This window comes from Streptomyces sp. P5F9, from assembly GCF_057961495.1.
Genome location: NZ_JBXVPZ010000718.1, coordinates 1 through 3,283, shown reverse-complemented (window position 1 = coordinate 3,283; position 3,283 = coordinate 1). Strand labels below are relative to the sequence as shown.

The following is a 3,283-nucleotide window of genomic DNA, read 5'->3' as shown; positions in this document are numbered from 1 at the left end:
CCCCTGCCCGTGTCCGTGTCCCTGCCCCTGCCCCTGCCCCTGTTTCTGTCCCTGTTTCTGGCGTGCGGGCGCGTACTTGAGGATGCGGAAGCGGTGGGTGCCGACGAGGTCCGGTCCCACCCGGACGTCCATGCGCGTCGTGACGAAGTACCCCGTGCCCAGCTTCGTCGTCTTGCGGTCCGACACCGACTCGATCACCGCGTCGAAGGTGACCTCGTCGCCCGGCCGCAGGGGCCGTAGATACTCCTGCTCGCAGTCGGTGGCGACCACCGAGGTGCAGCCCGCCGCGTCTAGGAGGTCGAACAGTTCGTCGTAGGCCCCCGTGCGTCCCGTGTGGCCGGAGAGGCCGCCCATGGTCCATGCCTGGAGCATGGTGGGCGGGGCGACGGCGTCCGGGCCCGCGTACGCCGGATTGGTGTCGCCCATCGCCTCGCACCAGTGCCTGATCATCGGCTCGTTGACGGGGTCCTTGCCCCGGCCCGCGACGGCGGCCGCACGCCCCTCGTACGTCTTGAGCCGCGCCCCCAACTCGTCGACCACCACTGTGCTCACCTCCGCCCCCTCGTCATCCCGAGCCGCATCGTCGCGACGATCTCCCGCTGCACCTCGCTCACCCCGCCCCCGAACGTGTTGATCTGTGCCGCCCTGTTCAACCGCTCCAGCTCGCCGTCCCCGAACGCGCCCGGCGAGCCCGAACGCACCAGTCCTGCCAGTCCCGCCGGTCCGTCCGCCCCGGCAATGTGCTGACATATTCGGTACACCGCCACCGTCGATTCGGTTCCCACGACTTTCACGCCGCTCGCGTCGCCGGGCGCCAGCCGGCCCGCCCCGACATCACCCACCAAACGCCAGTTGAGCAGGCGCGTTGCCGCCAGCCGGGCATGCGCCTCGGCCAGCTGGGAGCGCACCCACGGCTCGTCAACCCGGCGCCGCCCCGTCACCGGATCGGGCGTGCGGGCGGCGGTGAGCACGGCGGCGTAGAACTCCTCGGCCTGCATTCCGGTCGCGGCGAGGGCGACCCGCTCGTGGTTGAGCTGGTTGGTGATGAGGGACCACCCCTCGTTCTCCGCGCCGACGAGGTTGCCGGCCGGGACGCGGACCCCGTCGTAGTACGTGGCCGTCGTCCGCTGCCCGCCGACCGTCTCGATCGGGGTCCACGAGAAGCCTGGCGCGTCGGTCGGGACGAGGACGATCGAGATGCCGCGGTGCTTGGGCGCCTCGGGGTCGGTGCGGCAGGCGAGCCAGATCCAGTCGGCGTTGTGGGCGTTGGAGGTGAAGATCTTCTGCCCGTCGATCAGCCAGCCCCGCTCGTCACGTACCGCGCGCGTCCGCAGGGACGCGAGATCCGTGCCGGCCGAGGGTTCGCTGTAGCCGATCGCGAAGACGAGTTCCCCGCGCAGGATGCCCGGCAGGAGGGCGGTCTTCTGTTCCTCGCTGCCGTACTTCATGAGGGTCGGTCCGACGGTGTTCAGGGTGACCATCGAGACAGGCGCGCCCGCGCGGTAGGCCTCGTCGAAGAACACGAACTGCTCGTCCGCGCCCCGCCCCTGACCGCCGTACTCGACCGGCCAGCCGAGCCCGAGCCAGCCGTCGCCGCCGATCCTGCGCAACAGGGCCCGCTGGCCCTGGGGGTCGTCCGTGCCGGGTGGTCCGTCCGGCATCAGGGCGGCGAAGTACGTACGGAGCTCGGCGCGCAACCGCCGCTGGCGTTCGGTGGGGGCGAGGTGCACGACGGCGGACCTCCGGGGCGTCGTAGTCGTCGTAGCCGTCTTAGTCGTACGGACGAGGATTTCTGACTGTCCGTCAGATGCCGTGCACTGTCAAGGTCGTTCCCCTACAGGTGCCCCACCGGCGGGCACGCGCGCGTGGTGCACGAAAAACGCCTGCGCGGCGGTGCCGAAGCACCACCGCGCAGACGCGTTACAACCCCGGAGAGCACACCTCACACACCCCCGCGCATCCCCACGCGGAAGTGGGGCGCGGCTACCAGAAGTTGGCGAAGTTGACGGCGACGTTCTCGTTTCCCTGGTTGATGGCGGTGAACGCGGAACCGTTGACCTGGGCGGTGTTGCTCTGGTTCGAGGCCCCCGAGCCGACCGCCTGCTGCTGTGTGGTGGACGAGTTGCCCTTGTTGTCGTGCCCGACCCCGCTCCCGCTGACGGTCGCCACACCCGCGTTCGATCCGTTGCCCGCGATGGCGCCGTTGTCCGCCGCCGCGACGCCGGTGAAGAGGGCGGCTGCCAGCGGGAGGGCGGAGACGGCGGCGATGACGCGGGCGGTACGGATGCTTGCCATGTTGTTCCTCCAGAACAGGGTGCGTACCGGCTTCGTAGCCGAACGCGCATGAACTACGGCTTCAAGTACTGCTTCCGCCAAGGCAGTTGGCCGGCCGCCTCGGTGTTGTGCACGACGTCGCGGAACCAGAGTTGCCCACCGAATCCCCGGCGAACCAGTGCGGAAGCGGTTATTCCCCCTGAAGCGTGATGACAAGTCGATAAACCCCTTCACCTACCTTGAAGCCGCAGTTCAGGGCAGTACGGACAGCTCGCCCCAGGCGCCCCAAGGGGCGAAGCGTTCCGCCAGATTTCCGGCCAATCCGCCCGCCTCGGCGAGTCGCCGCCTCCCCCTCTTCCCTTTTTCGAACACTCGTACGAACATGGAGGCATGGCCACCACCGACCGGCAGGCCACGACGCTGGCCCTCGCACACGCCCTGTCAGCCGCCGAACGCGGACTGGCCGTGATCCCCCTGTCCCGCACAAAACTCCCGGCCCTCCGCTCACCGCACCGCGACGACCCGTCGCCCCCGGCGGGCGAGGCAGGCACGCTGGACCCGGCAGGTCCGCCCTGCCACGGTGAATGCGGCCGCCTCGGCCACGGGGTGTACGACGCCTCGACCGACCCGGCGCGCATCCGCGAACTGTTCGCCGCCGCGCCCTGGGCCACCGGCTACGGCATCGCGTGCGGACTGCCGCCGCACCACCTGATCGGCATCGACCTCGACACGAAGTCCGGCACGGACTCCTCGTCCGCCCTGCGCGAACTCGCCCTCCGCCACCTGTTCACGATCCCCGAGACCGTCGTCGTCCTGACCCCCAGCGGCGGCCGCCACCTCTGGCTCAGCGGCCCGCCCGACGTGGTCGTCCCCAACTCCGCGGGCCGGCTCGCCCCCGGCATCGACATCCGCGGCGCCGGCGGCTACCTGGTGGGCCCAGGCTCCCGCACCGACCACGGCCTCTACGGCACCGCCCCGGCCACCGCCCACCTGGCACCGGCCCCCTGCC

General features: G+C 70.6%; 4 protein-coding genes. 1 reads left to right on the top strand and 3 read right to left on the bottom strand.

Features of this window, described 5'->3' with window-relative positions; genetic code table 11:
- The 3 genes from AC31A1_RS48990 to AC31A1_RS48980 all read right to left on the bottom strand — a co-directional run.
- A partial coding sequence (locus AC31A1_RS48990; RefSeq protein WP_489659526.1) for an FAS1-like dehydratase domain-containing protein occupies window positions 1–552 on the bottom strand: 552 nt, incomplete at its 3' end.
- On the bottom strand, window positions 549–1,730 hold the full coding sequence (locus AC31A1_RS48985; RefSeq protein ID WP_489659525.1) for an acyl-CoA dehydrogenase family protein: 1,182 nt from the start codon (window positions 1,728–1,730) through the stop codon (window positions 549–551). The genes AC31A1_RS48985 and AC31A1_RS48990, both read right to left, overlap by 4 nt.
- Before the next feature lie 253 nt (window positions 1,731–1,983).
- Window positions 1,984–2,295 carry a hypothetical protein gene (locus tag AC31A1_RS48980; protein ID WP_019055045.1) on the bottom strand — a complete coding sequence of 104 codons (312 nt, stop codon included), beginning with the start codon at window positions 2,293–2,295 and terminating at the stop codon, window positions 1,984–1,986.
- Between the two features lie 369 nt (window positions 2,296–2,664).
- On the opposite strand from AC31A1_RS48980, the gene AC31A1_RS48975 reads away from it, so the two are divergent.
- Window positions 2,665–3,283, top strand: a 619-nt coding sequence (locus AC31A1_RS48975; protein WP_489659524.1) for a bifunctional DNA primase/polymerase, incomplete at its 3' end; no start/stop codon positions are given.